The organism is Actimicrobium sp. CCI2.3, assembly GCF_035019065.1.
Taxonomy (GTDB): Bacteria; Pseudomonadota; Gammaproteobacteria; order Burkholderiales; family Burkholderiaceae_D; genus Actimicrobium.
In genome coordinates this window covers 26,519-52,424 of sequence record NZ_JASJWR010000016.1, presented here as the reverse complement: position 1 = coordinate 52,424, position 25,906 = coordinate 26,519, and the positions used below count along the sequence as shown (strand labels likewise).

The following is a 25,906-nucleotide window of genomic DNA, read 5'->3' as shown; positions in this document are numbered from 1 at the left end:
GTCTACGGCCATCAGTTATTTCATGCATTTTTTTATTTACGGCCCCCTGATTCAGGATTTCCATGCGCCCTGCCACGACCACTATCACCACCCTCACCGCAACGCTAATCGCCCTGTTGCTGACTGCTTGCGCAACACCGGTTCACCATGCGCCATCCGGGTTGTCACACCGGACCGTGTCAGGCACCGTCGTCAGCTTTTATTTTGCCGACACGCCGGCGCAGGAATTGCCGCCCTGCCTGGCGCGGCGCTCGCCGGCCGAGCGCGCCGCCCATCGCTATGTGCGCATCAGCACGCCACGTCTGGGCCAGATGCAGAGCACCGTGGCGGAATGGCCGGATGGCGTGCAACTGGTGCTGAACCAACCGGTTGATGTGTGGCCCGAGAACTGCGCTGCCGGACAGTTAGGCCGACTGGCGCGGGTGGTGCCGATGCTACCGATGCTGCCGGTGCAGCCATGAGCCAGTACCAGTGGAAGCGACGCGCCCTGCCCCGCGCTGCATTAAGTCTGCTGCTGGCACTGCTGCAAAGCAGCACCAGCTTTGCCAGTAACGGCAACCTGACGCTGGACGAAGCACTGCACACTGCACACAGACAAAATCACGACTTGCGTCTGGCCAGCATTGCCATCGCCAGCGCCCGTGCCGCCAGCGTGATGGCGGCTGCGGCACCCAATCCGATGCTGACTCTGCAAACTATGGGCATCAATCCGCATACCGGCATCGGTGCCGGTGGCCTGCGCGACAAGACCGTCGACAGTACCGTGCGCATTGATCAACTGATCGAGCGCGGCGACAAGCGTGCACTGCGCACGCAAAATGCACGGCAACTGGAAAGCGCTGCGCAACATGATCTCGACGACGTCCAGCGCCAGCTCGGCATCGCCGTCAGCCAGGCTTATTACGACGTGCTCGCCGCGCTGGAAAAACAGGCGATCACACGCCAGAGCGCCGCGCTATACGACGCCACCGTCGCCGCAGCACAAAAGCGTCTGAAAGCGGGTGACCTCGCCAGCGCCGATGTCGCACGCCTGCAGATCGATGCACTGCGTGCGCAAAACGACGTGCTCCAGAGCAGTGCCGAACTGAATCGTACGCGCGAGGTGCTGGTGCTACTGCTCGGTACTCGCGACGATCCGGCCGGCCTGATACCGACCGATCCGTGGCCAGCCATGCCGTTCGACGGCAGCCTGTCAGCGCAGGCGACGGACGCGCTGCTCGCACGCCGCGCCGATGTGCTGGCGGCGCAGGCACGACTCGATGCGGCCGTCACTGCGCACAAGCAGGCACTGGCCTTGCGTACCCGCGATGTCTCGGTCGGTGTCCAGTTTGAACACTATCCGGTCAGTGCCACCAATACACAAGGCAGCGGCAATACCGTCGGTATCGCGCTGCAGATCCCGCTGTTCGCCCGCTATCAGTACGACGGTGAAATCCGCATGGCCGACAGCCTGCGCGACAGCGCCGAAGAAAACCTGCTGCGCATCCGCGACCTGGCCCGCAGCGATCTGGCGCGTGCTCGCTCCGATGCGCAAGCCGCCTTCGAGCGCATCGCACGCTACGACAACGGCTTGCTGGCGGCGGCTCGCAAATCGGTCGACGCCACCGAATTCGCTTTTTCCCATGGCGCCCTCGGCGTGATGGATGTCCTCGATGCACGCCGGACCTGGCGCGCCACGCAGCTCGATGCGCTGGCGGCACGGGCCGACTATGCCAAATCTCTGGCGGCCTGGCAGGCTGTCACCAATGAAAGAACCGCACCATGATCCAGTCCAGCCACGTCATCAAGGCCGCAGTGTGTGCCGCCGCCATCGCTGCCGCCATCGCCGGATATCGCTATGTCAATGCCGCTGCGGAACCCGCGCCCGTTGCTGCACCAGTGCAGCAAAAAACGCCGGGCGTGATTGAACTCGGCGCGTCGGCACCGCAACTGTCGTCACTGCGCATCAGTACCGTCAATGCGGAAGCCTTGCCGCTGTCCGAACCGCTGACCGGACGCGTTACCTACAATGAAAACCACACCACCCGCGTCAGTTCGCCAGTGGCTGGCCGGGTCACCGGTCTGCATGCCGAGATTGGCGACACGGTCGCGCGCGGCGCTTTGCTGGCCACGCTTGATGCACCCGACCTGGCCACCGCCGACGCCGACTGGCGCAAAGCGCAAGCCGACGAACTGCGCAAGAAGCTCGCGCTCGACCGCGCCCGCACCTTGTTCGACGGTGAAGTCATCGCCCGCAAGGACGTCGAATCCGCACTGGCCGATCAACAGCAAGCCAGCGCCGAAACCCGTCGCGCCGGTTTGCGCATGAAAAGCCTGCATGCCACCGGCAGCGAAAATGGCCAGTTTCGTCTGACCGCAGCGCTGGCCGGTGTGGTCGCTGATCGCCAGATCACGCCGGGTCTTGAAGTGCGCCCCGATTTGCCGAACCCGCTGTTTGTCATCACCGATCTGAACCAGTTATGGGTCATCGTCGATGTCCCCGACCGCAGCGCCACCGGACTCACCCCGGGCCAGGCCGTCACGCTCGATACCGATGCCTGGCCGGGCCAGCACTTCGCTGCCCGTATCGATCGCGTCGGCCTGACGCTGGACCCGGGCACACGCCGCGTGCAAGTGCGCTGCACCGTGAGTAATCCGGACCACAAGCTCAAGCCGGAGATGTTTGTCCGGGTCGCCTTCCTGTCCGGCGATGGCGCGAAGCAAGCCATTCCGTTGCCCAACACCAGCCTGTTTGCCGATGGCGTGGCCAGTTACGTGTTCGTCGAAAAACAGCCTGGTACCTTCGAGAAGCGCCGCGTCAATGTGCAACTGCGTGGTCGCGATACCAGCTATGTCGATGGCGGTTTGACCAGCGGCGAGCGGGTCGTTACCGACGGTGCCTTCCTGCTCAATGCCGAAGGAGCCGGCGATGCTCGCTAAGCTGGTTGACTTCGTTCTGGCGCAGCGCGTGTTCGTGCTGATCCTGACGCTGGCACTGACGCTGTTCGGTTATCGGGCGCTGACCAATCTGCCGATCGAAGCGTTCCCGGACGTGCAGGATGTGCAGGTGCAGATCGTCACGCAATTTCCCGGACAGGCTCCGGAAGAAGTCGAACGCGCCATCACGTTGCCGATCGAACGCGAGATGAGCGGCGTGCCGCACCAGACCCAGTTGCGCTCGGTGACATTGACCGGCCTGTCGGTGGTGACACTGACTTTTGCCGATGGCACCGATGATTACTTTGCGCGACAGCAGGTGCTGGAGAAGCTCGGTAACGTGACACTACCGACCGGTATCCAGCCCAGCCTCGCCCCACTGACCACGGCGGTTGGCGAGATCTATCGCTACATCGTCGATGCCCCGGCCGACATGGATGCCAACGCGGTGCGCGCCTTGCAGGACTGGGTAATCCGGCCCGGTCTGCGCATCGTGCCGGGCGTCGCCGACGTGGTCAGTTTTGGCGGCACGGTCAAGGAATACCAGGTACAGATCGACCCGGCCGCGCTCAAGCGCTACAACGTCACGCTCGATCAGGTCAGTCAGGCACTGACCAACAACAGTGCCAATGTCGGCGGTGGACTGGTGCGACGTGGCGATGAAGCGCTGGTGGTGCGCGGTATCGGCATCTTCACGCGGCTCGATGACATCGGCCGCGTGATGGTCAGCGCAAAGAACGGCAACACGGTGCTGGTGTCGGATGTGGCCTCGGTCACCACCGGTTTCCGGCCGCGCTCCGGTGTGGTCGCGTACAACGATAACAACAGCGTGGTCGAAGGCATCGTGCAGATGACCAAGGGCAGCAATGCGGCCAAGGTGGTGGCCGACGTCAAGCTGCGCATCGCAGCGATCAACGCCAAGCTGCCACCGGGCGTGCGTCTGAAAACCATCTACGACCGCACCGAGCTGATCGATCATACGGTCAAGACCGTGGCCGAAAACCTGCTGGTCGGCGCGGGGCTGGTGATTGCCATCCTGATGCTCTTTCTCGGCAACTGGCGCGCCGCGCTGATCGTTGCGACCGTGATCCCGCTGTCGCTACTGTGCGCGTTCATCATGCTCGATGCACGCGGCATTCCGGCCAACCTGATCTCGCTGGGCGCAGTCGATTTCGGCATCATCATCGACAGCGCGGTGGTACTGGTCGAAGCCTTGATGGTGCGCCTCGCGCTGCAAACCTATGATCCGGCGAGCGGCCTGTCGGCCACCGCATGGCGCACCCGCACGCTCAAGGAAACCGTGGTCCAGCTGGGTCATCCGATCCTGTTTGCGAAGGCCATCATCATCCTTGCCTTCATCCCAATCTATACGTTCCAGCGGGTCGAGGGCAAGATCTTTTCGCCGGTCGCTTTCACGATCAGCTTTGCGATGGTCGGTGCCATCATCCTGACGATGACGCTGGTGCCGACGCTGCTGGCGTGGACCATGCAGCGCCATCCGATGGCCGAACAGCATAGCAACTGGATGGCGGCAATACAGGCCTGGTACCGGCGCATGCTGACTGGCGCACAGCAACGCCGCAAGCTGGTCTTCGGTAGTGCCGCCGCGGCGCTGGTGCTGACGATGGTGCTGGCACCGATGCTGGGCAGCGAGTTTCTGCCCAAGCTGGACGAAGGCAATATCTGGCTGACGATCAGCCTGCCGAACTCCAGTTCGCTGGAAAAAACCCGCGCCATGGAACAGCAGGTACGCGCCATCCTGAAGAGCTATCCGGAAGTCAATAACGTGCTCTCGCACATCGGCCGGCCCGACGACGGCACCGATCCGAAAGGGCCGAACAACATGGAAATCCTGGCCGACCTGAAACCGCATGCCACCTGGAACTTCAAGGACAAGGACGCGCTGGTGGCTGACATGACCGAAAAAATCCATCACCTGCCCGGTCTGCCGACCAATTTTTCGCAAGTCATACAGGACAACGTCGAAGAAGCGCTGTCTGGTGTGAAAGGCGAAATAGCGATCAAGATTTTTGGTCCGGATCTGGCCATCCTGGCGCAAAAGAGCGAGCAGATTGCGGCCATCCTGTCGACCATTCAGGGTGCGGCCGATGTGGCTGCGGTCAAGATCGGCGGCCAGAGCGAACTCGATATCGTGATGGACCGCGAACGCATGGCCCGGCTCGGCATTAATGTCGCCGATGTCAATACGGCGATCCAGACCGCGCTGGCGGGCAATGCCGTCAATGTCTATTTCGAAGGCGATCGCCGCTTCGATATCGTGATCCGCTTGCAGGAGAACGCGCGCAATTCTGTCGACGATATCGCTGCACTGCAGATCAGCTTGCCGGGTGCAACCGGTACCGTGGCGCTCGGTGATCTGGCGCGTATCGATATCCGTCAGGGACCGGCGCGTATCAGCCGTGAAGCCGGCGAACGCAATGCCTCGGTCAAAGCCAACTTGCTGGGACGCGATCAGGGCAGCTTCGTCGCCGAAGCGCAGCAGAAAGTCGCCGACCAGGTGCACTTGCCCCCCGGTTATCAAATCAGCTGGGGCGGCCAGTTCGAGAACCAGCAACGTGCTGTCAAGCGGCTCGAAGTGATCGTACCGATCACCGGCCTGCTGATTTTTTCATTGCTGTTCTGGGCGTTCAAGTCGGTACCAAAAGCCTTGCTGGTACTGGCCATCGTGCCGTTTGCACTGATCGGCGGCATCCTCGGACTGGCCCTGGCAGGATTGCATTTTTCAGTCTCGGCAGCGGTCGGCTTCATTGCCGTGGCCGGCATCTCGGTACAGAACGGCGTGATCATGGTCGAGCAGATTATCGAGAACGGACAGGCTGGCCAGAACGGACTGACCAGTTCGATCGAAGGTGCGGTCTCGCGCTTGCGACCGATCCTGATGACGGCGCTGATGGCTGGACTAGGTCTGCTACCGGCAGCCCTGTCGCACGGCATCGGCTCCGAAACCCAGCGGCCGTTTGCAGTGGTCATTGTCGGCGGCATTGTGTCGGCGACGTTCTTCACGCTGTTGCTCTTGCCGCTGGCGTACGCATGGTTTTCCAATAAACAAGGCCAACAAGCCAAGAAAGAAGTTTGATATGTCATTAATAAGCAGCGTTAATAGCAAGCAGGCAGCTCCATTTACCGGTGGTCTGTCATGCGTCTGACCCGTTACTCGGATATCGGACTGCGCGTCCTGATCTATCTCGCCCGCAGCGGCACGCGGGAAAGCCCGGTGACGGTAGCCGAAATCGCCGGGCAATTCGCGATTCCGATCAATCATCTGATCAAGGTGGCTGGTCACCTCGCGCGCACCGGCTGGGTCGATGCCACCCGCGGACGCAACGGCGGCCTGCGCCTGGCGGCCGATACGATGACGCTGCAGGTTGGCGTGATCCTGCTCGAACTGGAAGGCAATGACGAACTGATTGATTGCGAAGGACTGGCTTGCCACCTGCGCAATGATTGCATCTTGCGCGATGCGCTGAAGGCCGGCTTGCAGGCGTTTTACAGCACCATGAATACCTACACGCTGCACGACCTTTGCGCAGGCCAGACCGGTGAACAGATCGTCCGGATGCATCGGAGTTTTCTGTCTCAGTAATTGCTGTCGGCAGGATGTTGCTCTGCTGGTTTTTTTGACATCGCCCCTGCCGATTGCATTGGTGATGCCCGTCAAGAAAACGCGCAAAAAAAAACGCTGCCGGGAGGGCAGCGTTTTTTTTGCGTGCAAGCTGATTACAACTTGGTTGACTACAACTTAGCTGACTACAACTTGGTCGACTACAACTCAGTCGACTACAACTTAGTTGCGTACGATTTTCTTGTACTCGTTGGTCCGTGTGTCGAGCTCGATTACATCATCCTGGCTGACAAACAGCGGTACCTGAATCGTATGCTGATTGGCTTCGATGACGTTTTCCAGACGGGCTTCTTTCAGGACGTTGCCTGATGTGTTGCCCTTGACGGCTGGCTCGGCGTAAATGATCTGGCGTGCGATGGTGATCGGCAATTCAACCGAAATCGCCTTGCCTTCGTAAAAGACCGCTTCGCATTCCATGCCGTCTTTCAGGTAGTGCAATGCATCGCCCAGGTTCTCTTCTTCGATTTCATACTGGTTGTATTCCTCGTCCATGAAGACGAACAACGGATCAGCGAAGTACGAAAAGGTGACTGGCTTCTTGTCGAGGACAACGACTTCAAACTTGTCGTCACCGCGGAAAACGTTTTCCATCGGCGCGCCGGTCAGCAGATTCTTGGTTTTCCATTTGTAGGTGAAGCCGGTACGGCTCGACCCGTTGACATCAGAGCGAAGCACGATGAAAGGCTTGCTATCCACCATGATGATGTTGCCAACACGAATTTCTTTTGCAGGTTTCATAGAGATGGTCGTAAAAATTAAGTTGTATGAAAATCATCAGGCGCCACAGGGACACCGGTGCCGCAGGCTCACGATTCATCGAAAAAAAACGCTATCGGGCGACCGCGGATTGTACCTTGTTTTCTTCGGCGGCAGACCGAACAGCGACGGCAAACTTCAGCAAATTGGTTGCCAAATCACCGTGCAGTTGCATTTCCTGCTGCCAATCCGTCGCAGCCCGAGCAATTGCTGGCAGGTCTGCAAACAATCGCTGCCACAGCACCGGCCAGTCTTGTGCGATGTGCGCGTCTTCGTGCGCGGCGTCGTTCCAGCGCAATGAGGCGGCGATCAGGCTAGTGCTTGCCGGCGCATAACGCTGCAAAAATGCGCGTAGTTTGACGTGGTGCAGATTCTCGTCCTGCGGATAGATATGCCAGACAAAGGCCCGGCCGGCCCACTGGGCCCGCACGAACGAATCCTCACCGCGCACGACATTGAGGTCGCAGGCCCACAGCAATTTGTCATAGTCCGGTTGCGCCACAAACGGCAGTACCCGCACTGTCAACGAACCGCGCGTGCGGACCGCACCCGGCATCGCCCGCTCGCCGAGAAATGCTTCCACCGCATCGACCGCCACGCCTTCGGGAACCAGACAGGTGATGGCTGCACCGTGCTGCTGCCAGCTCTCGAACAGCGCTGCCAGCGGTGCATGCGGATAGCAAAATAGCGAGACCTTCAGTGCCGCCATTTCCATCGGCGTCACGCCTAGCGTCGCCAGGAAATGCCTGCTGATTTCCGGATCACTTTGAAATTGCAAACGCTGTTGCTGCAACCCGGCTTCGTGCAGCAGACCGCCGGTTTGTGCGGTGAAACCAGGGAAAAAGAAATGCTTGGTGATCGGCAGACGCGGATGCGGCGAGGGCAAGGTGTGGCAACCTTCGACCCATGCTTCGGCACTGAGCCCTTCGAGGTTCAGCCAGACCGGACGCGGCACGCACTGCGCCATCGCAGCGACATAGCCGGGAGGAAGTTCGCAGCCAAAAAATTCGATGACGAGCTCGGCGACATCACACGTGGCGAACACGCCGTCCTGATCGCGCCAGTGCTGCACCGTCACACCGGCGACCTGCTGCACATCGACATCCGTTTGTACTGCCGGACACAGACGCCGGAAACTGGTCAGGTCGTCGACCCACAAGGTGACGGCAATGCCGTGCTCCTGATGCAGTTGCCTGGCCAGGCGCCAGCAAATACCGATGTCACCGAAGTTGTCGACGACTTTGCAAAACAGGGCAAGCGATCGGGGCGGTGAGAGAGCGAGGTTCATGAGGGACGGTGGCAGTTCAGGACGGTGTCGGGATCGGTGCCGGAAAATACAGCACGCACTGCGCACATTATGCCTGTGCGACGGCTTATACTCCCGCCTCGCTCAACAAGGAAGCTGCCATGGAAACCATTCCGGAAATCCGCCCCGGTCAATCGATCGAACTGCTCAAGGAACTGCACATCCTCACCCGCGATGGCAAGCTCAACCAGGACAGCCGACGCAAGCTCAAGCAGGTCTATCATTTATATCAATTCATCGAACCACTGATGAAAGCCGTGCAGGCAACCTCCGGCGAAGGCGGTGTGCGACTGGTCGATCATGGTGCCGGCAAGTCGTATCTCGGTTTCATCCTGTACGACCTGTTCTTCAAATCGCTGACCGATGGTTCGCATATCTACGGCATCGAAACCCGCGATGAGCTAGTCAGGAAATCCGAAGAACTGGCCAGGCGCCTGCACTTTCCCGGCATGTCATTCCTGAACCTGTCGGTGGCCGACTCGATTGATTCGCCGCTGCTGCCGGAGCACATTGACATCGTCACTGCGCTGCACGCCTGCAATACCGCGACCGACGATGCCATCCATTTCGGCCTGAAAAAAAAGGCCAGGCACATGGTGCTGGTGCCGTGCTGCCAGGCCGAAGTCGCTTCGGTGCTGAACCGGTTGAAAGGCAAGGCACTCGGCAAGAGCGCCTTGACCGAATTGTGGCGCCATCCTTTGCACACGCGTGAATTTGGTAGCCAGCTCACCAACGTACTGCGCTGCCTGCAACTCGAAGCCCATGGCTATCAGGTCAGCGTGACCGAACTGGTCGGCTGGGAACACTCGATGAAGAACGAACTGATCATCGCGACCTACAAGGATTTGCCGCGCCGCCGGCCGGCCGAACGCCTGCAGGAGGTGCTAGGCTCGGTCGGACTGGAAGAAATGAGCGAGCGCTTTTTTGTGTCACCCGCCGCCGCCTGACAGGACCGCTTCGATACCCTTGCTACGGCCATCAAAGAACTGATGGCTGTTGCGCCCCTGCTCCTTGACACGGTACATCGCCACATCGGCACTGCGGATCAGCGCATGGATATCGTCGCCATCCTTCGGGTAAGTGCTGATGCCGATGCTGGCAGTCATGCAGCAATCATGATGCTCGATGTGGATTGGCTGGCTGATTTTCTCGATCAGTTTGAGAGCGATACCGGCAAGTACCAGGCCATCATCAAAATCCTCGGCCATCACGACAAATTCGTCGCCCCCCAGCCGCGCCACCATATCGACTTCGCGCACATTCGCACGCAGCCGGTTGGCCACTTCGCACAGAACCGCATCGCCGATCTGGTGCCCCATTTCATCGTTGATGTCCTTGAAGCGATCCAGATCCAGAAACAACAACCCGACCTGGTGCCCGCTACGCGCCGCCCGTGCCAAAGCCAGTTCGAGCTCCTGCATGAAGCGCGCCCGGTTGGGCAGACCGGTCAGATCGTCGTGATGCGCGAGATAGCGGATTCGCTCATCGGAGCGTTTGTTTTCAATCGCCAACCCGATCAGGTCCAGAACCGGTGGCAACAGCGAGCGTTCCAGCTCCGAGGGACCGCGCGCATGCCGGTAGTAGAGCGTCAGCGTAGCCAACGGATCCGCCTGGCGACCGGGAATCGGCCAGAAACTGCAGGCCCGTACGCCTTGTTCGCGGGCGATCGCGAGGCAATCCGCGTAGGCTGGATCGTGCTCCAGGTCCGTCACGATCAACGGTAATTGCCAGCCGGACTGCGGGGCCGCGTTCGCACTGGCCGCCTGACGCAGCATGGTGCGGCTGAAGCTTTCCGGTACGGCCGACCTGACATGCCAGGTCTGGCTATCGTCCTCGTCATGCAGTTCCTCGATCGTGCACAAGACGTCATCGAGCAACTCTTCAAGCAGTTGCATGATGGCTGCCAGCGTCACTTCCAGCTCGGCACCGCCGGAAATCAGTTTCAGGATTCTGTTCTGGCGCGTGATCAGATCGTGATTACGCTCGCGCTCGGTGATGTCGCGCAGGAAGCCGATGAACAATTGTTCGCCGTCGATGCAGGCTTCGCTGAAAGCAATTTCGAGCGGGAATTCGTGGCCGTCAGCATGCAATCCGACCACGTTGGCCGCGCGCCAATTGAGGTGCTGGTGCCGGGTTTGTAAATAGCGCTGCACGCCTTTGTCGTGCGCTGCATGCAGGCGAGCCGGTTGCAGCATGCTCAGATGCTGACCAACGACGTGCTCCGGCGCGTAGCCAAACAAGTCCTGCAAGGCAGGATTAGCGTAGCGAATCACCGATGCGTGCGTCATCATCAGAATCGCATCGGTGCTGGTCTCCCATAGCGTGCGAAAACGTGCCTCGCTGCTCGACAGCGCAATATCGCGTTGCATGTTGTCGAGGCCGAACGAAATATCGCGGGCAATTTCTGCCAGCAGGTCGACGAGTTGCGCATCGAAATAATCCTTCTCGGACGCATACAGCACCAGCGCACCGATAGTCGCATTGCCTTGTTGCAGCGGGAAGACGGCGGCCGCGTGGAAAGCATGGGAGATGGCCAGTTCGCGCCATGGCAATGCGGATGGATCATTGAGAAAGTCATTGCTGATGACGTTGCTGTTTTGCCGGATCGCCCGGCCCAGCGGACCACATCCGGCAGGAATGTCGGGGTTGACGCTAATCGACGTATGCTCGATATAGGCACGCTCCACTCCTTCCGCGCAGGCTGGCTCGAGACGCCGTGTCAGCGGATCGATTAGGGCGATCCAGGCCAAACCAAATTCGGCACACTCGACCACGATCTTGCACACGGCGGCGAACAGCCTCTGCGGCGTCGTGCTTTCGATAATGGCGTGATTGCAGCGACTGCGCGCGTCATACAGGCTGGTCAGTCGCTGCAACTTGCGTTCAGTTAGGCACGCCTCGGTGACATCCTGCAAAACCACGTTGGCGCTCAGACCGCCGGCATGATTGACAAAGATCGCAGACGAGAACGCCACTTCGATGGGCACCCGATCCTTGCGAATCATCCTGACATGACCGTGACAGCTGCCAGTACGTGCGCGTTGTTCCAGTAGCGCCTTCACCCGCAGGTCCGTGGGGTCCAGTAGATCTGCGCGGCCAATCTGCATCAGCTCCGCTTCGGTATAACCGGTAATCTGGCACGCCGCCGGATTGGCAGACAAGATATTGCCGCCCAGTTCGGCCAGCAGGATGCCGTGCTGGCTGGTCGTGAAGATGGAACGGTAGCGTTGCTCGCTCTCGGACAGGACCTGTTCGGCATGCTTGCGATGACTCACATCCATGAAGGAGGCGACCATGCGCAGGGCCCGTTGCGCTGCATCGCGCTCGAGTACGCGACCGCGCGCTGCCAGCCAGACCCACTGGCCGCTGGCACCACGCACCCGTACTTCGGCATCATAAAATTGACTCACGCCTTTGAGGCAGAGCACGATCGTCTTGTCAAGATCTGCCAGATCATCCGGATGCATCATTGCCCGCAACTCGGTTGCCGTCAGACTGCCCTCTGGACTGCTACACCCCGTGAGCACCGACCACTGATCACTGTAATGAATCCTGTCCTGCTGCAGTTCCCACACCATGACAATCAGACCAACCGATTCGGCCGCGATGTTGAACAAGGAATCCGAGCCGAAAGAAAATGGCGCCATCAGGTGTTATCCACGGTGTGCAGCGATGAAAACCCAGGAGAGCGATCGCCGACAACAGCATTGCCAGATAGTCGATCCGAAGCGAGAACCTAGAAGAGCTTGGTCATTGCCGTGTTGAAGAATGCACGCATGTATTTCTGCCGTCAAGCCGTTACAGCAGTTCCTTTTAGTACCCCATTTTTTATAACCATCGCTTTCCTGCAGGGATAGTTTCGCCCAAATAAAAAAGGGCAGACCCGCCGTGCGATCCACCCTTTCGTACCACCAGGCTGCTGAATTTATTTCGGCTGCATTTGCCCGCCCAGTGCGAACACCAGATCATCCAGCATTTTGGCCAACTCGCCGGTCATCAACATCATGTCGCCATCGAAACGCTCGTCGTCATCCCGTGCGCCGGTGTCGGCACTTTCCTTGATGATGTCGAGCGGCGTGATGCGCTTGACCGTCAGCGACTCGGTCAGCACGAAGGAAATACGATCATTCCAGGTCATGGCCAGACGCGTACATTGCTTGCCGTCCGCGATGTGACGCTGGACGTCGACCGGCTCGATGGTTTGCTTGACGTAGCGCACGGTCGCCTTGCTCTCGCCACCCGCACGCAGCTCGGTATCCTGATCGACCGTGAACCCTTTGGGCGCGTCGGCCATCAGCCACTCGGTCATCGCGGCTACGGGTGACTGCACGACATGCAGGCTTTCCATCGGCAATTTCTCGATCCCTTTGATGAGCAATTTGAGTACTTCGTCGGCCTTGCCTGCTGTCCCGGCGTCAATGACCAGCCAGCCGTTGACGGGATCAATCCAGGTCCAGGTGGTGCGATTGATGCTGAATGCACGCGGCAGCAATTCATCGGTGACCTGTTCCTTGATCTCTTTCATTTGCTTGCGGCCCGGCTTGAAACCTTGCTGCTCTTCGATCTCACCGGCCCGCGCTTTCGCTACCTGATTGATCACGCTGGCCGGCAATAACTTCTTTTCAGTGCCCAAGGCGATGAGTAATTGCTTGTTGACCGTGTGGACCAGCATGCCGTTTTCGCGCGGCGAAATCCAGCCCTGGGTTTGCATGTCGAGGCTCGTGCATGGCTGGAAAGTCTGGGGAGCGAGCGCTGCTTCAAGCCGCTCGGCATCCATATCCCAAGGAGCAGGAAGACGATAAATCTGGAGATTCTTGAACCACATGGCAGCCTGACAAAAAGGAAGTGATTCTACACGCGCGCCAAAAACCGCCGGGCCGTTTTTGCGAAACCGACGTTCCTGGCTACCTCCTGCAATAACACTGAGATAAGGCAGGAATTCGCTCAAAGCGAGACGGTATAATGCGGTTTCGATCCTGCCAGACACACTGTCTGAGCAGCAACAATGCGTTAAGCCCCACCACTTTCCCCATGCAAAAAAATCAGACTGGCAAGCCGATAGACATCAAGATTTCGACCGTTGTCGCCATCTCGGCGATCCTGCATCAGACCGATCCGGCGAAGCTCGACGCCGCAATGCGCGACATGACCGGAGGCGAAGCCGATTTTTTCGACGATGAGCTCGCCGTCATTGACATCGGTGACCTCGACCTGACCGGCACGCGACCGGACTGGTCCGTATTGGTCGGCTTGCTCAAGTCGTATCGATTGCATGCCGTGGCGGTGCGCAACGCGCCGCCTGGCATGGAAGCCGATATCCTGGCCAACGGTCTGACGCTGGACCGCAGCGTCAAGCCACGCACAGCCGCAACGCCGGAACCGGCGCGACCTGTCGTTACCGCTGTCGTTACTCCTCCCATCGCTGCAGCCGCTGCCATGGGCACCATGATTGTTGATACGCCGGTACGTGCCGGGCAGCGCGTCTATGCGCGCGGCTGTGACCTGATCATCACGGCAGCAGTCAACAACGGTGCCGAAGTTATCGCCGACGGCAGCATTCATGTCTACGCGCCTTTGCGCGGACGTGCACTGGCCGGGGCCAGCGGAAATGCCGATGCACGTATTTTTACGTCGCTGATGGAAGCCGAACTGGTATCGATTGCAGGCATCTACCGCACCTTCGAAAACGGCTACCCGCAAGGATTAGCCAACCACGCCGTACAAATTCGGCTTGTTGGTGATCGTCTCGACGTACTATCGGTAAATTCATAATTCATATCGTTTCTGAAAGGAGCCCATTTGTGGCAAAAGTCATTGTTGTAACGTCCGGCAAAGGTGGAGTTGGCAAAACCACGTCTAGCGCAAGCTTTGCCTCCGGGCTCGCCCTGCGGGGTCATAAAACCGCCGTCCTCGATTTTGATGTTGGCTTGCGTAATCTCGATTTGATCATGGGATGCGAACGACGAGTTGTCTATGATCTGATCAACGTCATCAACGGTGAAGCCACATTGAATCAGGCATTGATCAAGGACAAACATTGCGAGAATTTGTTTGTGCTACCTGCGTCACAGACCCGTGACAAAGATGCGTTGACAGAAGACGGCGTCGAGCGCGTTCTGAAGGATCTCGATGGCATGGGATTCGAATATATTATTTGCGATTCGCCGGCGGGTATCGAACGTGGCGCAGTGATGGCGCTGACCTTTGCGGATGAAGCCATTATCGTGACCAATCCCGAAGTGTCTTCGGTGCGCGACTCTGACCGCATCCTCGGCATCATCCAGGCCAAATCACGCCGTGCCCAAAATGGCGGCGAACCCGTCAAGGAACATCTGCTGATCACCCGCTACGTCCCGAAGCGTGTCGAATCGGGCGAAATGCTGTCCTACACCGACGTACAGGAAATCTTGCGTATTCCGCTGGTTGGGATTATTCCCGAATCAGAATCCGTGCTGGCGGCGTCGAATCAAGGCAACCCGGCTATTCACATTGAAGGCAGTGACGTGTCCCAGGCTTATCAGGACCTTGTCTCGCGCTTCCTCGGCGAAGACGTGCCGCTGAAATTCACGACCTATGAAAAACCGGGTTTCCTGCAGCGTATTTTCAGGGGGAAATAAATGGCTCTCTTATCCTTCTTATTTGCCAGCAAGCCTAAAACGGCCAGTGCAGCCAAAGAACGATTGCAAATTATCATTGCGCGCGAGCGCAATGGCCGCTCCGGGCCGGACTTCTTGCCGGCACTGCACAAGGAATTGATTGCGGTGATTTCCAAGTACACCAAAGTCAATGCCGACGACATCAAAATTTCGCTGGATCGACAGGGAAATCTGGAGGTGCTCGATGTCAACGTGGTACTTCCCGATGCCGCCCCTGGGGCTTGAGGCATTCGCCCTTTATCCCGCAATGCATCAGCCTGACTGATTAGCCGAGACAATTCATTCGTTGTCTCGACTACATTTTGCAAGGCACTTGTTCGCACCAAAACGCCGGCCTGATTGGTGCAACGCAAACAAATGAAAAGTCAATGCGTTGCAAAACAGAGACAGTCCTGTGGTTGGTTGTTAACGCCAGCCGCCAACATAGGCTAGACTTCGGCCTGTTGATTGTTGCGTTGCCATAAAGCAGTGCGGATCACTCAAAAACAGTTTTAACGATAGTGCAACTTACTTGAGCGAGATCAGTCTTATCTGACGGAATGATTGGCAAAGTATCTAGTCGCTTAGTCATCAAGATGTCATGGCGGATCTCTACACTATTGTGGGATTGTTATGGTAATTCCCCGACAACTTTTGTTTTCACTACTAGGAAATTTCACAATGAAAAAATCGCTACTCGCACTCGCCATCCTCGGCACCATCGCTGGCTCGGCAGCAGCCCAGTCATCCGTGACCGTCTATGGTGTTGTCGACATGGGTATCTCCCGTGATGACAATGGCACAGCCACAACGACAGCACTGAACAGCGGTATCCAGTCGGGCAGCCGTTTGGGCTTCCGCGGTGTTGAAGATCTCGGTAACGGCCTGAAAGGTCTGTTCACCCTGGAAACAGGTCTCAATGTCGACACCGGTGGTTTCGGTCAAGGCAATACAGCATTCGGCCGTCAATCGTTCGTTGGTCTGCAAGGTGACTTCGGCGCCGTCAAACTGGGTCGTCAGAACACCCTGCTGCGCGACAACCTCGACGCACTTGATCCATTCCGTATTGGTCTGGCCGGCGATGCAACTCGCTTCTTCAGTCAAGGCGGCACAAACGACACGACCAAGTCGGCAAACGGTACTCCTGGTGCCATGGGCCTGAACAGCGGTCGTATGAACAATGCCATCAAATACGAAACACCAAACCTGGCCGGTTTCTCAGGTCAATTTGAATACGGTTTCGGCGAAGTCGCTGGTAACAACACCACCGGCCGTCAAATCTCAGGCGCCTTGCAATATGCAAACGGCCCTGTGATGGTTGCATTGGTCCACAACGTTTCTGACATCGCTGCAATCAGCGCGTCAGCTGTTGGCGCAACCCCAGTCATCGCTGCTGTTCCAACCGACAAAGTAAAAACCACCCTGCTGGGCGGCACTTATGACTTCGGTATGGTCAAAGCACACGCTGCTGCTGACACCGTCAAGAGCGATGCATCGATCGCTACCCGCCTTGATCGTCGCGACTACATGATCGGCGCAACCGTTCCTTTCGGCGCAAGCACTTTCCTGGTGGACTACACCAAGCGCACGAACAAAGTCCTGAGCAATGCTAATTCGGACCAAGTTGCTCTGGGTTACACCTATGCGCTGTCAAAGCGTACCAACCTGTACACATCGTATGCACGTTTGTCTAACGACGGCCTCGCAAACATGAATGCCGGTGGCCTTGGCCAAACCGACAACCTGTTCAACGTCGGCGTTCGCCACACGTTCTAATTGCTTGCAGGCGCAAGCCTGCTGCAATGCATGGTTGATTGAAAGGCACCTTCGGGTGCCTTTTTTTATTGCCCGGTAGAATAGTGGCACTTTCACTTCATCGCACACAATGCATCTCGATCCGGAATCAAGCTGGTTATTGCATGGCGTCGACTTCACCTCGGCACCCACGCGTCGCAAAACCATTACCATCGCCTCGGGGCATTTGATTGCTGAAACCTGGCACCTTGAAAACTTGCAAGCACTCCCCGACTTCGCCAGCTTCGCGCAGTGGCTGCAGCAACCCGGGCCATGGCTGGGGGCCTTTGACTTCCCATTTTCGTTACCGCGTGAACTCGTTGAACACCTGCACTGGCCTGTCACATGGCCGGCACTGATGACGCATCTGGCATCTCTGTCCCGATCCGAAATGCGTACGACGTTCAAGGCATTCTGTGATGCCCGTCCGGTAGGAGGCAAATTCGCTCATCGGGCAACGGATATTCCAGCCGGATCGTCATCCTCGATGAAATGGGTTAACCCGCCAGTTGCCTACATGTTGCACGCCGGCGTGCCGCTATTGCGAACTGCCGGTGTGACGCTGCCCGGTATCGATGCCGGCGATCCGCAGCGCATCGCGCTGGAAGGCTATCCGGGCATGCTGGCGCGTTCGATTACCCGCGCTTCCTACAAGAACGATGATCGTACGAAGCAAACGCCCGCACGCCATGACGCACGTGCGATGATTCTCGACCATCTTGAACGCGGCGATCACCGCTTTGCCATCCAGCTCGACGCCGGACCGCATCGTGCCGCCCTCCTTGATGACGCCAGCGGCGACTTGCTAGATGCAGCCCTCTGTGGCGTGCTGGCCGCCTGGGCATGGCAGCGCCGCGACTCACGTTTCGGCTTGCCAGACTTTGATCCGCTCGAGGGCTGGATAGTGGGTGCCTGAACAGAAACAACCGGTATAACGAACTGAGAGAAACCCAAAATGAAGATAGCGATTTATGGCGCGGGTGCGGTGGGAGGACTCCTTGCCGCACGACTGGCACAGCAAGAAAATGGCCATCAGCTCAGTCTTGTTGCCCGTGGCCGAACGTTGGAAGCCGTTCGTGAGCATGGGCTGCGTATCGAGGACAGTACGGGCATCCGTCACATCATGATCAGGGCGGACGATACGCCTTCCCGGATAGGTGTCCAGGATATCGTGATTCTCGCCGTCAAGTCGACGGCGCTCGCCGACGTGGCAACCCGGATTGCGCCCCTTCTCGGCCCCGAAACCTGCATCGTTACCGCCATGAATGGCGTCCCGTGGTGGTTTTTTGAACAACCGGCACGCCCCTTTTCAGGCTTGCGCCTGCAATCACTGGACCCTGACGGGCTCCTCGCGCGGGCAATGCCGGTGCAAAAACTGATCGGCTGTGTCGTGCATCTGTCGAGCAGTGCACCGGAGCCCGGCTTGATCCGTCCAGGTTTTGGTAACCGTCTGATCCTCGGCGAAGCCTTACCGAGCCAATCATCACGTCTGTCCGCTCTGGTGGCCCTGCTCGCCAATGCCGGTTTCGATGCCGAAGCCAGCACCGATATTCACCGCGATATCTGGTACAAATTGTGGGGCAACATGACGATGAATCCGCTCTCGGCGATGACGGGCGCCAGTGCCGACAAGGTGCTTGACGACCCGCTGGTAAGAGATTTTTGTTTGAAGGCGATGGCGGAAGCCGCTGCCATCGGGAATCGGATCGGCTGCCACATTGAACAAAGCGGGGAAGAAAGAATGCGATTGACACGCCAGCTCGGCGCATTCAAGACATCAATGCTGCAGGATGCGGAGGCCGGACGCGCTCTCGAAATTGATGCGCTGGTTGGTGCGGTACGAGAAATCGGCCTGCAAGTGGAGGTGGCGACGCCTGCCATCGACGCGTTGCTGGGACTGGTACGCTTGTACGCCAGAAGCCACGCGCTCTATCCGCAGTAGTTACTCCAAAGGAGCCGCGATATCTATCGGCAAGCCTTCACCATCCATCATCCAGTTAGCGATCAAGGCCGTACCCGCTGAAAAGCATAGCAAGGCAAGTGTCGCTGTCGCTATGAACGAGACGACAGAGCGGGTTTTGTCCGATGGCTTCATGAAGTTACTCTCCGGGAGATAATGATCAACAATGTTAATCATCTGTCATCCCGGTGTCGTACGATGTGCGCCAGCCAACATAACCACCAAGAAATTTCAGTCAGGCACGACCGACGATCGACGCGGTGGCGATCAGTTCATCAAGCAACGCCATTGAGACCAGACCCGATACCGCAAAAGGATTCAGTTCAGGCAATTCGGAATACTTCAGCAACACCGATGTATTCAGCTTTGCCAGGTTGACCTGCCCCATGGTCCAGCCAGCAAAACGCCGCTCGGTAATTTCTTCAAAATGCAGAATCTGGACGCCCGTGTGACGCGGATCTTTGAGGATATGGCTATACAAGGCATTGACTGCGGTCCGACTGCCTTCCAGGACCTGGATAAAAATATCCCCGCTAAAACACAAAATACCAGTCAGGCCTTGCGACGGATTATTCCGACGAGACTGGGCCATGATGGAGTTGACCAATTCGGTCGAGTTCTTGTCGACCGTGCGACTTGCATACAGTAAGCGGACTAACATGGCGATTCCTCGATTATTTTTTGACGTTGCGGAGCGACAGAAATTCACGGCGCAAATTTGGGTCTTTCAGGAATGATCCGCGCATGACGCTGTTGATCATTTTGGAATCCATATCCTTCACGCCACGCCAGTGCATGCAGAAGTGATCGGCCTCCATCACGATGGCCAGTCCGTCCGGCTGAATCTTGTCCTGCAGGATATCGGCCAATTGCACGACCGCCTCTTCCTGAATCTGTGGTCGACTCATGATCCAGTCGGCTATCCGGGCATACTTGGACAGACCAATCAGATTCGAATGCTCGTTGGGCATCACACCGATCCAGATACGTCCGATGATCGGACACAAATGATGCGAGCAAGCGCTGCGCACGGTAATAGGACCGATGATCATCAACTCATTGAGATGAGCTGCGTTCGGAAATTCCGTCAGTGCCGGCATCGGCACATAACGCCCACGAAATACTTCATGGATGAACATTTTGGCGACCCGGCGCCCCGTATCCTGAGTATTGTGATCGCTGTCGGTATCGATTACCAGACTCTGCAGTACGCCGTGCAGCTTGCCTTGCACCTCTTCCAGCAAGGCGTCCAACTCTCCCGGCTTGATAAAGTCGGCAATGTTGTCGTTAGCATGAAAGCGGGTCTTGCTCGCGATAATACGTTGGCGGATGGTCTGCGACACGGGGAGCGCGACAGGTGTTTTTACTTCATTTGAGGGAGTCGTTGGGTTCATTGTTAGCTGAATGAAAAAAAATCGACCCGGGCTGGAAGCGACGGCTCCCAATACCAGGGAGGTCTATGTTATCTGAATTGCGCAAAGTGCGCGTCAGGCAAGACTTGCGGTTAAAAATGAAAAGCCACTATCCAGGTTTGCGTCGCCAATGTCGAAAACCACGACAAGCGAGTCCATCTGTTCCCTGTTCCCCATACCCGCACCAGCCTCACCGTGCGGCAGCGATGATAGCGTTCAATGGTGAAACTGAAACGGTCAGTCATCGGTCGGCGGGTTCCCATACATTTCAAGTTCGGTCAGTGGCTTGAAGTCACCGCTGTCCCGCATTTCCTGAATCAACGCATACACATATGCCACCGAATCGTAGCTGGCTTTCGGAATCGGATTGTCGGGTTTTGCGGTCGCATACAGGGTGCGGGCTAACCAGACGTGACGGATCACAGGGATTTTGAGTTCGTGCGCGCGCGCTATCATCAACTGAGCGGTCTCGTCCTTGCCCTTGGCCAGCACCACCGGAACCGCTGGGGCATCAAAATCATAAAACAGGGCGATCGCAAAATGCGTAGGGTTGACGACCACCGCATTGGCGTTTTCAGTACGCGCGGCCGGTTCTTCATTGGCCCACTCCTGTGCCAGCTGCTTGCGCGTGCCCTTGACCAGCGGATCGCCCTCCGACTCCTTGTACTCGCGCTTGATCTCATCCATGCTCATCATCAGCGACTTGGTATGAAAAAAACGCTGAGAGACGAGGTCCACCAGCGAAAAACTGAAGCAGATACCAACCGCGATCTTGAAGATCGAAAATAATAATTCGACAAAACCGTAATACACGTCTTGTGGAGCGCCCCCCGATAACTTCAGAATGGTTGGCAACTGATCCTGAATGATCACAAACATCACGTATCCAATCAGAATGGCTTTGCCTAACGAGACCACCAGTTCGACCAGCTTTTTCTTGGAGAACAGTTGCATCATCCCTTGAACGGGATTGAGTTTGTCCAGTTTGGGTTCGAGCGCTTTAGCCGACAACAAAATGCCAAACTGTCCCCAGAACGCCATGATGGCCACCACCGCGCCAGTGATCGCTACGGCACCGAAAATGACCAGTATCAGCTTGCCAGCACTGGTGACCATTTCCAGCATGGCCGGGACGAATGGTGAACCGATGCGCTGGAAGGCCAGATCGAACAAGCTGTCAATACCGGCGTGCCAGAGCTTTTCAGTGACGAATGCCAGCAACCCGATGACAAAGAAAGTGGCCAGTCGCGCCATGTCACGACTGACGGGCACCTGACCTTTTTCGCGCGCATCCTCGATTTTTTTATCGGTGGGTTGTTCGGTTTTTTCGCTCATCTACCCTCCTGCAGGCGTCGCTTGCAGCAAGAGCGGAATCAGATCGAGTACGCCTGAAAAATCGTAGGAAATGTAGTGCGCCAGCGTCGGCCAGTACACCAGCAAAATGAACAGTCCGAGCAGGCTTTTGATTGGTGAAGAAATGGCCGATACTTGCAGGTTGGACGCAAAAATACCGATCACGGCAATCGCAAAATCAACCAGTACCAATGGAATCAGAACCGGCCCGCCGTAGACAGCAAGGTGCCAGAAAAACTCGCCGAAACGTTTCAGGACGACATCCATATGTCCGAGTTCAAACGGTGGAATCAGAGAGAACGCCGGCCACAATCCATAACTGTCGATCATGATCCTGACCAGCGCTGTCATCAGTCCAGCCTGAATCATGACAATGACAACGGCCTGTACAAGCATTGCACCGAGCGCGCTGGCATCTGAATCTAATGATGCGTTGTCTGCCATCACCTGCGTCGATGCACGTTGCGTGTCGAGAATGGATCCGAGTGACTGCAAGGCCCAGATTGGCAGCGCCAGCAACACGCCGAGCATCAGTCCGATGCCGGCGTCCTTGAATCCCAGCATCACCGCCATGATGTAATCCACCTGGCCGGTTTTGACAAAATAATAGGTGGGTAACCAGGCTGGCAACGCGATCGCCAGCGCAATGGAATTACGGGCAAGGCCAACCAGCGTACGGGTACCGAATCCCGGAAGAATCGCCAGCACGACAAACGAGCGCGGCATCACCAGCGCCATGGCAACCAACGCATTTTGCAAATCCAGCAGCAGCGATGATTCCATCATTGAAACGCGTTGCTAGCGGCCGGCGATCGGGATGAGCGCGAATGCCGCATTCATCATCTGCATCAATTCACTACCGATCCAGCGTCCCATCAGCGACAGCGTAATCGATACACCCATCAGCTTGACGACGTAAGGCAGGGTCTGATCCTGAATCTGCGTGACAGCTTGAATCAGCGAGATGAAGCTGCCACAAAAGACCGCCGCCAGTAACGGCGGCGCCGATAACATAATGATCATCCACAAGCCCTGCTGGAAAAAATTCAATGTATCGGCCATGCTGGCTACTCCTTTTAGTGGGAACGGTGGCAGACAAAAGGTTCAGTTACGCATAGGACATGGCAAGCGCATTGAGCAGCTTCCCCCAGCCATCCACCATCACAAACAGCAGCAACTTCAATGGCACCGTGATGGTCTGCGGGCTAACTTGTTGCATGCCCAAAGCCATCAGCAAATTCGACACCAGCAAATCGATCACCACAAACGGGATGTAAATCAAAAAAGCGACTTCATAGCCGGTCTGAAGCTCCGACACGACGAAGGCTGGCACCAGCACCAGGACATCCGTCGATTTCGCTTCTGCGGCGAATTCCTTGGGCCAGAGTTTCTTTGCACTCGCAAGGAAAATTTCCCGCTGATCGGGCTTGCAGTGCTTCAGCATGAAAGTGCGCAAGGGCTCAAACGCCACCTGCGCATCGGCCAGATTGTGCTTGGTAGAGTTTTGCTCCAACTCCATCTCGGCCACGCGACTGCTGATTTCCTGCACGGTGGGTGACATGACGAATAAGGTCAGCGACAACGCAATGCCATAGATCGCCAGTGTCGGCGGCACCTGCTGGACGCCAAGCGCATTGCGCGTCACCAGCATCACCAGCGAGATTTTCAGGAACGATGTCGTCGTCACCACCACCAGCGGCACCAGTGCCATCACCGCCAGCAGGATCGAAAATGAGACGACATCAAACTTGCCGGGACCCACGTTCAGCTCCAGAAAGTGATTCGAATCCCCAACTGTCCATTGACCTCGACCAGCTCGCCCTGACCCAGGGTTCGTCCGCCAGTCGAAATGCCGATTGCCGCCGGTGAGCCACCTTCAATGGGCAGCACGCACCCTGCCACCAACGTGCGCAAGCCCCCAAGCGTGGTGTGGCAACATCCCATATCGAAATGCAATTGCAAAGGCAAGGTATCGAGCCCGGCGGTATCGTTCGCGTCGGCAAGCGACGGGCGGATAACTAGGGAGTCGGTATCCACGATTGTGCCAAGGGCATCCATGCGCGTCTCCAGACTGAGTAAGGTCATGCCCGCGGGTGCGGAATACATGACTGATAATTGCCAACTACCAATGCAGACCAGACCAGTTCCGCTGCAGTCAAACCAGCAGGATTTCGGAAGCACCACATCGCCAACCACCAGGGCAGTCAGCGTAGAGCGATCCAGGTTATGGGTACCAATGCGCCAGGGGAACGTCAGCGGCAGATCAAGCTGATGTTCAATATCCCGCCCGATGTGCAACCAGGCTCCGCGTGCAAGAAACGCCAGCCAGCAGGCGGCACTGGCCTTGGCCATGACAGAAAAGGCATGTTGACCGCCGCGCAAGCTCAGACACAAGGTGACATCTTCAGTACCAGGAGCAAGGCAGCCACGGCTTAACGACATGATGTCCTGCAATGGTGTGCCAACCAGTCGACCCACGACTGACGCGTTAAGCCACTGCGATTCCAGCAGTTCGACGGCACTTTCACCGAGGTCAATACCAGTCAGCGCCATCAACAGTCGTACCCCGTCACTCAACTCGATATCGCCGGCAGGACCATGCAGCACCAGCGCGCGGTAAGGGTCGGCATCCATCGCCGGCAACTTGCTTAATTGCAGCTCAAGCATCGCATCGGTCCCGAATTGTGTCAGCTTTGCATAGCGCCCCGCCCCCACTACTCTGCTCAGGACTGCCTGTGCGGAGCTGATACGAACGGTTGTAGCGTGATGAATGACATCAATCTTGAACGGCAAGACAGATTCAGGAGGGACGACTTCTGATTCTTCCGAGGCAAGGATGTCTGCGGACAGTGCAACCGGCGTACTTCGCTTGCTGACCGCACGCTTGCGCGGAGGGGGGTCGGTAATACTGTCTTCGGACTGGCCACCACTGTGTGCAACATCGATACCGCTGGAACGCGGTTTGCGTTGGCGTTTGGGCTTGAGGTCTGATTGAACTGGTCCTGAATCGGCTACCAATGTCGCTGCGGGTTCGCTTGGGGGCATGGAAATGTCTTTCAGGCAGCGCGGTTACAGGACGGACAAATTAACGTCCTTTCCTGTACGTCGTCCAATTCGTTGCTCCAGTTCCTTTTTTTTTCGTTTTATCTGCTCGTTCAGATCGTCCGCATCACTACTGAGCAAAAAGCGCAAGCGATTCGCCGTCACTGTCACGGCGACCGACAGCTTTTTGCCAGTCGGCAAAAGGACTTCAAACAGACCGTCGTTCGCCGATAGCGGTGCCAGTTGGTCGGCCAGAGTGTCCGTCTCGAACTCATCCGATTCATCAGCCGAACTCACAGCATTCCAGGAATTCCCACCCTCCTCATCCTGTCCATCGTGCTCCCGCCCTGCTGCAGCCGTGACAGCAGCCATGCCTCGCACCCCGCAGGATGAATCGTCGTAATTACTCGAAGCGGAGGCGGGTGATTTTTCCTCGTCGCGTCGGCTGTTCTTCGCGCTCCTGCCTTGCTCGGCGCTGGATTTTTTCAAGCGTGCAGCGAAGGCCGAAGTATCCTGTGTCGACGCGTACGACTGCACAGGTTTCGGGGGAGGAGGGGCATTGGGCTTGCTTTGTATGCGGTCCGTGCTCATTGTTTACTCCGGTGGATTATTTTTCTCGTGCAGTATTTTTTGCAACATACCCAGCTTTTCGCTTCGTAAATGCCCTGCTCGCACCAACTGCTTGAGCAAGAAGTAGCCGTGCCCGGCTTGCCTTGCGCGCTGCGCAGCTTCTCGCGCCTGAATATGGATTTGCTCGGCCTCGAGCTTCTTGCGTTCATACGCACCCTTGGCGGTACGAAATTTTCCGCTCGAAATTTCCATCCGAAAAAAATCAGCGCGCGCGTCAGCCCAGAAATCCCGGGCGTGCTGCTGCGCATCGCGCCAGTCCTGTTTGACCTGTGCGACTGACTCACGCAATTCGCGCCAGGTTGAGCGGGCCTGCAAGCACTCCCACTCCATCCGTTCCAGCCGGCGCTTATGCACGCCAATCAGCTTGGGCAGGCTTTTATCCTGACGTTTTGGCTCCGGAATATCTACCGGTTCACGCCGCAATCCGGCCCCTTCGAATAGTCCGGAGGCGTCATCCAT

General features: G+C 57.4%; 26 protein-coding genes. 12 read left to right on the top strand and 14 right to left on the bottom strand.

The genetic code is table 11. The annotated features are described in order from the left end of the window. The first annotated feature begins 62 nt into the window (after nt 1–62). Genes QN370_RS10700 through QN370_RS10680 form a run of 5 tightly spaced genes read left to right on the top strand, consistent with a single transcriptional unit; the run spans nt 63 to nt 6,520 of the window. Nucleotides 63–461 (top strand): hypothetical protein, encoded by a 399-nt coding sequence (locus tag QN370_RS10700; protein WP_322125502.1) that lies wholly within the window; start codon nt 63–65, stop codon nt 459–461. Next, entirely contained in the window at nt 458–1,765 is a 1,308-nt protein-coding gene (locus QN370_RS10695; RefSeq protein WP_322125501.1) for a TolC family protein, read from the top strand. Before QN370_RS10700 ends, QN370_RS10695 begins: the two co-directional genes overlap by 4 nt. Beyond that, complete coding sequence (locus QN370_RS10690) at nt 1,762–2,919, top strand: efflux RND transporter periplasmic adaptor subunit (protein ID WP_322125500.1); 1,158 nt, start codon at nt 1,762–1,764, stop codon at nt 2,917–2,919. Before QN370_RS10695 ends, QN370_RS10690 begins: the two co-directional genes overlap by 4 nt. After that, nucleotides 2,909–6,013, top strand: coding sequence for a CusA/CzcA family heavy metal efflux RND transporter (locus tag QN370_RS10685; RefSeq protein ID WP_322125499.1), 3,105 nt, complete (start codon nt 2,909–2,911; stop codon nt 6,011–6,013). Before QN370_RS10690 ends, QN370_RS10685 begins: the two co-directional genes overlap by 11 nt. Nucleotides 6,014–6,073: 60 nt before the next feature. Continuing rightward, a complete protein-coding gene (locus QN370_RS10680) occupies nt 6,074–6,520 on the top strand; it encodes an Rrf2 family transcriptional regulator (protein ID WP_322125498.1) in 447 nt (148 codons plus the stop codon). A 201-nt stretch (nt 6,521–6,721) separates the two neighbouring features. Here QN370_RS10680 and QN370_RS10675 read toward each other — a convergent pair whose 3' ends face one another. Both QN370_RS10675 and earP read right to left on the bottom strand, forming a co-directional pair. Next, nucleotides 6,722–7,297, bottom strand: a complete 576-nt coding sequence (locus QN370_RS10675; RefSeq protein ID WP_322125497.1) for an elongation factor P — start codon at nt 7,295–7,297, stop codon at nt 6,722–6,724. 91 nt (nt 7,298–7,388) lie between these two features. Continuing rightward, entirely contained in the window at nt 7,389–8,603 is a 1,215-nt protein-coding gene (earP, locus tag QN370_RS10670; RefSeq protein ID WP_322125496.1) for an elongation factor P maturation arginine rhamnosyltransferase EarP, read from the bottom strand. A 119-nt stretch (nt 8,604–8,722) separates the two neighbouring features. On the opposite strand from earP, the gene QN370_RS10665 reads away from it, so the two are divergent. Beyond that, nucleotides 8,723–9,568 (top strand): SAM-dependent methyltransferase, encoded by an 846-nt coding sequence (locus QN370_RS10665; RefSeq protein WP_323581719.1) that lies wholly within the window; start codon nt 8,723–8,725, stop codon nt 9,566–9,568. Here QN370_RS10665 and QN370_RS10660 read toward each other — a convergent pair. Both QN370_RS10660 and QN370_RS10655 read right to left on the bottom strand, forming a co-directional pair. Next, nucleotides 9,551–12,268: a diguanylate cyclase domain-containing protein gene (locus QN370_RS10660; RefSeq protein ID WP_322125495.1), complete on the bottom strand. Its 2,718-nt coding sequence runs from the start codon at nt 12,266–12,268 to the stop codon at nt 9,551–9,553. The two genes, QN370_RS10665 and QN370_RS10660, sit on opposite strands and share 18 nt — an antisense overlap. A 278-nt stretch (nt 12,269–12,546) precedes the next feature. Next, complete coding sequence (locus tag QN370_RS10655; protein ID WP_322125494.1) at nt 12,547–13,446, bottom strand: recombination-associated protein RdgC; 900 nt, start codon at nt 13,444–13,446, stop codon at nt 12,547–12,549. A gap of 206 nt (nt 13,447–13,652) precedes the next feature. On the opposite strand from QN370_RS10655, the gene minC reads away from it, so the two are divergent. The 6 genes from minC to QN370_RS10625 all read left to right on the top strand — a co-directional run bounded on the left by minC (nt 13,653) and on the right by QN370_RS10625 (nt 18,992). After that, nucleotides 13,653–14,393 carry a septum site-determining protein MinC gene (minC, locus tag QN370_RS10650; RefSeq protein ID WP_322125493.1) on the top strand — a complete coding sequence of 247 codons (741 nt, stop codon included), beginning with the start codon at nt 13,653–13,655 and terminating at the stop codon, nt 14,391–14,393. Nucleotides 14,394–14,422: 29 nt separating this feature from the next. Beyond that, a complete protein-coding gene (minD, locus tag QN370_RS10645; protein WP_322125492.1) occupies nt 14,423–15,238 on the top strand; it encodes a septum site-determining protein MinD in 816 nt (271 codons plus the stop codon). Then, nucleotides 15,239–15,502 (top strand): cell division topological specificity factor MinE, encoded by a 264-nt coding sequence (gene minE, locus QN370_RS10640; protein ID WP_322125491.1) that lies wholly within the window; start codon nt 15,239–15,241, stop codon nt 15,500–15,502. A 435-nt stretch (nt 15,503–15,937) separates the two neighbouring features. After that, nucleotides 15,938–17,032 (top strand): porin, encoded by a 1,095-nt coding sequence (locus QN370_RS10635; RefSeq protein ID WP_322125490.1) that lies wholly within the window; start codon nt 15,938–15,940, stop codon nt 17,030–17,032. 109 nt (nt 17,033–17,141) lie between these two features. Continuing rightward, the gene (locus QN370_RS10630) at nt 17,142–17,966 is read left to right on the top strand and encodes a DUF429 domain-containing protein (RefSeq protein ID WP_322125489.1); all 825 of its coding nucleotides are present in this window, start codon (nt 17,142–17,144) and stop codon (nt 17,964–17,966) included. A 39-nt stretch (nt 17,967–18,005) separates the two neighbouring features. Next, nucleotides 18,006–18,992, top strand: coding sequence for a 2-dehydropantoate 2-reductase (locus tag QN370_RS10625; RefSeq protein ID WP_322125488.1), 987 nt, complete (start codon nt 18,006–18,008; stop codon nt 18,990–18,992). Here QN370_RS10625 and QN370_RS10620 read toward each other — a convergent pair whose 3' ends face one another. From QN370_RS10620 to QN370_RS10575, 10 genes are all read right to left on the bottom strand, one after another. Further along, nucleotides 18,993–19,145 (bottom strand): hypothetical protein, encoded by a 153-nt coding sequence (locus tag QN370_RS10620; protein WP_322125487.1) that lies wholly within the window; start codon nt 19,143–19,145, stop codon nt 18,993–18,995. It lies immediately after the preceding gene. Nucleotides 19,146–19,245: 100 nt separating this feature from the next. Next, nucleotides 19,246–19,671 carry a BLUF domain-containing protein gene (locus QN370_RS10615; protein ID WP_322125486.1) on the bottom strand — a complete coding sequence of 142 codons (426 nt, stop codon included), beginning with the start codon at nt 19,669–19,671 and terminating at the stop codon, nt 19,246–19,248. 13 nt (nt 19,672–19,684) lie between these two features. Next, on the bottom strand, nt 19,685–20,404 hold the full coding sequence (gene folE / locus QN370_RS10610) for a GTP cyclohydrolase I (RefSeq protein ID WP_322125485.1): 720 nt from the start codon (nt 20,402–20,404) through the stop codon (nt 19,685–19,687). Nucleotides 20,405–20,659: 255 nt separating this feature from the next. Then, entirely contained in the window at nt 20,660–21,757 is a 1,098-nt protein-coding gene (gene sctU, locus QN370_RS10605; protein WP_322125484.1) for a type III secretion system export apparatus subunit SctU, read from the bottom strand. Further along, nucleotides 21,758–22,561, bottom strand: a complete 804-nt coding sequence (gene sctT, locus QN370_RS10600) for a type III secretion system export apparatus subunit SctT (protein ID WP_322125483.1) — start codon at nt 22,559–22,561, stop codon at nt 21,758–21,760. Between the two features lie 12 nt (nt 22,562–22,573). After that, nucleotides 22,574–22,837 (bottom strand): type III secretion system export apparatus subunit SctS, encoded by a 264-nt coding sequence (gene sctS / locus QN370_RS10595; protein WP_322125482.1) that lies wholly within the window; start codon nt 22,835–22,837, stop codon nt 22,574–22,576. A gap of 46 nt (nt 22,838–22,883) precedes the next feature. Beyond that, nucleotides 22,884–23,537 carry a type III secretion system export apparatus subunit SctR gene (gene sctR, locus QN370_RS10590; RefSeq protein ID WP_322125481.1) on the bottom strand — a complete coding sequence of 218 codons (654 nt, stop codon included), beginning with the start codon at nt 23,535–23,537 and terminating at the stop codon, nt 22,884–22,886. A 2-nt stretch (nt 23,538–23,539) separates the two neighbouring features. Further along, nucleotides 23,540–24,820 (bottom strand): FliM/FliN family flagellar motor switch protein, encoded by a 1,281-nt coding sequence (locus tag QN370_RS10585; protein ID WP_322125480.1) that lies wholly within the window; start codon nt 24,818–24,820, stop codon nt 23,540–23,542. Between the two features lie 24 nt (nt 24,821–24,844). Beyond that, nucleotides 24,845–25,408 (bottom strand): hypothetical protein, encoded by a 564-nt coding sequence (locus QN370_RS10580; protein WP_323581718.1) that lies wholly within the window; start codon nt 25,406–25,408, stop codon nt 24,845–24,847. 3 nt (nt 25,409–25,411) lie between these two features. Then, entirely contained in the window at nt 25,412–25,906 is a 495-nt protein-coding gene (locus QN370_RS10575; protein WP_322125478.1) for a hypothetical protein, read from the bottom strand.